Source organism: Saccharomonospora halophila 8 (assembly GCF_000383775.1).
Taxonomy (GTDB): Bacteria; Actinomycetota; Actinomycetes; order Mycobacteriales; family Pseudonocardiaceae; genus Saccharomonospora; species Saccharomonospora halophila.
In genome coordinates this window covers 7,069-10,993 of the sequence record NZ_KB912522.1, presented here as the reverse complement: position 1 = coordinate 10,993, position 3,925 = coordinate 7,069, and the positions used below count along the sequence as shown (strand labels likewise).

The 3,925-nt window shown below is 73.2% G+C and carries 5 protein-coding genes; 2 read left to right on the top strand and 3 right to left on the bottom strand.

Annotated elements, in window-relative coordinates:
- The first annotated feature begins 503 nt into the window (after positions 1-503).
- Entirely contained in the window at positions 504-1,586 is a 1,083-nt protein-coding gene (locus tag SACHA_RS0107815; RefSeq protein ID WP_028662980.1) for a GDSL-type esterase/lipase family protein, read from the top strand.
- A gap of 30 nt (positions 1,587-1,616) precedes the next feature.
- Here SACHA_RS0107815 and SACHA_RS0107810 read toward each other — a convergent pair whose 3' ends face one another.
- Positions 1,617-2,090 carry an Lrp/AsnC family transcriptional regulator gene (locus SACHA_RS0107810; protein WP_019808563.1) on the bottom strand — a complete coding sequence of 158 codons (474 nt, stop codon included), beginning with the start codon at positions 2,088-2,090 and terminating at the stop codon, positions 1,617-1,619.
- A 103-nt stretch (positions 2,091-2,193) separates the two neighbouring features.
- On the opposite strand from SACHA_RS0107810, the gene SACHA_RS0107805 reads away from it, so the two are divergent.
- Positions 2,194-3,138, top strand: coding sequence for a threonine ammonia-lyase (locus tag SACHA_RS0107805; protein WP_019808561.1), 945 nt, complete (start codon positions 2,194-2,196; stop codon positions 3,136-3,138).
- 36 nt (positions 3,139-3,174) lie between these two features.
- On the opposite strand, the gene SACHA_RS0107800 is transcribed toward SACHA_RS0107805, so the two are convergent.
- Complete coding sequence (locus tag SACHA_RS0107800; RefSeq protein ID WP_019808559.1) at positions 3,175-3,630, bottom strand: Lrp/AsnC family transcriptional regulator; 456 nt, start codon at positions 3,628-3,630, stop codon at positions 3,175-3,177.
- Positions 3,627-3,925, bottom strand: a 299-nt coding sequence (locus tag SACHA_RS20925) for a M24 family metallopeptidase (protein WP_039738361.1), incomplete at its 5' end; no start/stop codon positions are given. The genes SACHA_RS0107800 and SACHA_RS20925, both read right to left, overlap by 4 nt.

Sequence of the window (3,925 nt, the reverse complement as noted above, 5' to 3'; positions counted from 1 at the left end):
CCCCACCTGCCGCGCCGTCGTCGCCCGTGGCCGCTCCGGCGGCGGGCACCGCCCCGGACAGCGACGCCGTCACCGCGCACGCCAGCACCGACAACACACGCCTTCGCATGGCTACCCCCAGTTCCGAGATCGATCGGTCGGGGCGAGCCTAGCGGAACCCGCGCCGCCCCGGTACGGCATTTCACGCCGCCATGCTCACCGGCCACGGCGAGGACACCGGAGTGGCCGGCGAGTGGGGCGTGGGCGGTGTCCCGGTCGACGCGGGTCCAGGTGCCGGCGGTGCGCCCGGTGGCGGACACGGTGCCGTCCGCACCCGATCGCGGTGTGGGTTCGGCGCGGGTTCCCCGGCCTCCCACATCCGCCCGTCGACCGAGGCGAACCGGATGCCGCAGTGCGAGACCGACGCATCCCGGGACCGTCACGTCGCCCGGGGTGGACGATCCGGTCACGGTGTGTCCCGGGCCGGTGCCCTCCCCGGTCGCCGCTGCGTAGACTCGCCCACGATGTCCAGGTTGCGGTGGTGGCTCGGCGGTGCGGCGCTGGCCGGGGTGCTCGTGCTCGTCGCCGTGTTCGTCTTCGTCATCCCGGGCGACGAGGAACCGGCCGAACGGCCGGGCCCACCCGGGACCGGGCCGTTGACCGTGGTCAGTCTCGGCGACAGCACCCTGTCCGGGGAGGGCGCGGGCGACTACACCGCCGGCACCGACGGCGCGGGCGGCAACTGGTGCCACCGCTCCCCGCACGCGATGGTGCACCGGCTCGACCTGCCCGAGGTGACCGAGTCGGTGAACCTGGCCTGCTCCGGCGCCCCGTCCGGGCACGTCGCCCTCGGCGACGTCGCGCAGTACACCGAACCGTCTCAGGCCGGCCAACTGCGGGACCTGCTCGACACGCACCGCGTGGCGGCCGTGGTGGTGGCGCTCGGCGCGAACGACGACCCCCGGTTCTCCCGCCTCATCTCGGAGTGCTTCACCTCGTGGTTCCTCGACCACGGCGCCCCGTGCAGCGAAGAGATCAAGGCAGACTGGCCGTCCCGGCTGGAGGCGATGGTGCCGAAGGTCGAGTCCGCCCTGAGCGACGTGCGCACGGTGCTGTCCGAGGCGGGCTACTCCGACGACGACTACGAGCTGGTGCTGCAGTCCTACGCCTCCCCCATCGGCCCGAACATCCCCGAGTCGCTGCGTAATCTGGACGGCTGCCCGTTCCGCACCAAGGACCTGACGTGGGTGTCCGGGCCGGGTACGGCGTCGCTGTCCGAGGCGTTGCGCACCGCCGCGGACGGCGCCGACGCCCGCTTCCTGGACCTGTCCCGCGCCGGACGCGGCCACGAGGCCTGCTCCGGCGGCGCCGACCCCTCCTCCGAATGGTTCACCCGGTTCACCGTCGCCTGGGACGACCTGGACGACGAGCGGCGCGTCTCGCACGCGCTGCAGGAATCGTTCCACCCCAACGCCCGCGGACACGCCCAGGTGGCCCGCTGCATGAGCGAGTTCCTCGCCACCGACGACCGCGCGGCCGCCTGCCTCGAAGGTGCCGACGGCGACCTGCACGCCGCCCCCTCGGTGCGTGCCGCCCCCGACGGGTGACCACCCGGTGGGCGGTCACCACCCCGGTCGTCACGGCTCCGGCAACGGCACGGTCAGGCCGGTCTTGACCGGGTCGAGCACAGGCAGCGTGTCGTAGCGGCGCACGTTCCCGTCGCCGAGGAAGAGCCGGTCCGACAGCGCCCGGCACTCGGCCAGACTGTCGGTGACCAGCACGACGACGTAGTCCCACTGCCCGGCCAGGTCGTAGCACTGCTGCACGCGGGGCTCGTGCCGCATCCGCGTGCGGAACGCGGCGTGGTGTTCGGCGGACTCGTGGTCCAGTGTCACCAGGACCACGGCGAGTGTGGTGGGGCCCAGCGCGGCCGGGTCGAGCACCGCGACCTCGCGCGCGACGACCCCGGCGGCGCGGTAACCGCGGATCCGGCGCTGCACCGCGCTCGGGGACAGGCCGACCAGCTCCCCCAACTCCCGCAGGGTGCGCCCGGCGTCCTCCTGCAGCAGCCGCAGCAGCCGACGGTCGACGGCATCGGGCACGAACGGCACGCAATGATTTTGCGTGACGGCGGCACGATTCTCAATCGGCGTCACCACCGGCCGCTCTACGGTGAAGGCGTCCGATTCCTCTCCCGGAGTAAGGAGCGACCGCGTGCACAGCGGAGACCTCGACCTCGACCTCACCCGTATCGCCGAAGCCTCGAACCTGATCGACCCGTTGTTTCTCGACACACCGCAGTTCGTCGACGAACAGCTCTGCGCCGCGCTCGGCGGACGGGTCCTGGTCAAGATCGAGACGCTGAATCCGATCCGCAGTTTCAAAGGGCGTGGCGTCGACCTGCTGGCCCGTGAGTTCACGCCGGGAACACGGCTGGTGAGCACCTCGACCGGCAACTTCGGCCAGGCGCTCGGCCACTCCGCGGCCCGGCACGGTCTGCAGGCGGACGTGTTCGTCCCTGCGGGCATCAGCCAGGTGAAACTGACCAGAATGGCCTCGCTCGGTGCGCGCGTGCACGAGATCCGAGACCGGCCACCCGAGGACGCCGCCCGCGAGTACGCCGCCGCCCGGGACGACGCGGTTCTCGTGCGCGATGGTCAGCATCCGCGCATCGCGGAGGGCGCGGCCACCCTCGGCGTCGAACTGCTCGCCGCGGGCCCGATCGACACGGTGGTGCTGCCCGTCGGGGACGGCGCACTGATCACCGGTGTCGCCCGGTGGGTCAAGGAGCACTCGCCGCGCACCCGTGTGGTCGGGGTGTGCGCAGCGGGGGCGCCCGCCATGGCGCACAGCTGGCGGGCCGGTCGTGTGGTGCCGACCGACCGGGCGGACACCGTGGCCGAAGGCGTGGCGGTCCGGGCACCGATCCCGGAATCGGTCGAGCGGATGCGGCTGCTCGTCGACGAGGTCGTCGTGGTCGACGACACCGCCATGCTGGCCGCGATGCGCACCGCGCTCGACACGCTCGGCGTGCTCCCGGAACCCGCGGGCGCGGCCGGTCTCGCCGCCCTCGCCACCCACGACCTGCCGGGCGCGGTGGTGGCCACCGCGGTCACCGGGGCGAACGTCTCCGCGTGGCCGGACGAGGTGCTGCGGTGACTGCACCGTGGGCCCGGTCACCGCCCCGGGCGGCGGTCACAGCGTCGGGGAGCGGCCCTCGAACGGGGTGGACAGCACCACGGTGGTGCGGGTGGACACCCGGGCCGCCTCGCGGATGCGGCGCAGCAGGTCCTCCAACGCCAGCGGGGAGGCCACCCGCACCAGCAGCACGTACGACTCGTCCCCGGCCACCGAGTAGCACGACTCGATCTCGGTGATGTGCTGCAGCCGCTGCGGGTAGTCGTCCGGTGCGGCCGGGTCGTTCGGCGTCAACGAGATCAGCGCCGTCAGCGGCAGCCCGATCTGTTCGCCGTCGAGTTTGGCGGTGTAGCCGCGGATCACGCCGCGCTGTTCCAGCCGCCGCACCCGCTGGTGCACCGCCGACACCGACAGCCCCACCCGCTCGGCCAGGTCGGTGAAGCTGCGGCGCCCGTCGGCGGACAGTTCCCGCACGATGGCCCGGTCGAGCGGTTCCAACCCGTCCGCGGTCATGCGGGCAGCACGGTCAGTTCGTGCGGGCGGGTGTTGAGCGGCTCGACCCCGTCGGCGGTGACCACGACGATGTCCTCGATGCGGGCGCCCCACCGGCCGCTCCGGTACACGCCGGGTTCGACGCTGAACGCCATGCCCGGCTCCAGCGGCAGGTCGTTACCGCCCATGAGGTAGGGCTCCTCGTGCACGTCGAGCCCGATGCCGTGGCCGGTGCGGTGGATGAACAGCTCGGCCAGGCCCGCGTCGGCGAGGGTGCCGCGGGCGGCCGCGTCGATCTCGGCGGCGGTGGCGCCGG

Coding starts and splice junctions, on each gene's coding strand:
- SACHA_RS0107815 (WP_028662980.1), top strand. CDS start 504: ATGTCCAGGTTGCGGTGGTGGCTCGGCGGTGCGGCGCTGGCCGGGGTG.
- SACHA_RS0107800 (WP_019808559.1), bottom strand. CDS start 3,630: ATGACCGCGGACGGGTTGGAACCGCTCGACCGGGCCATCGTGCGGGAA.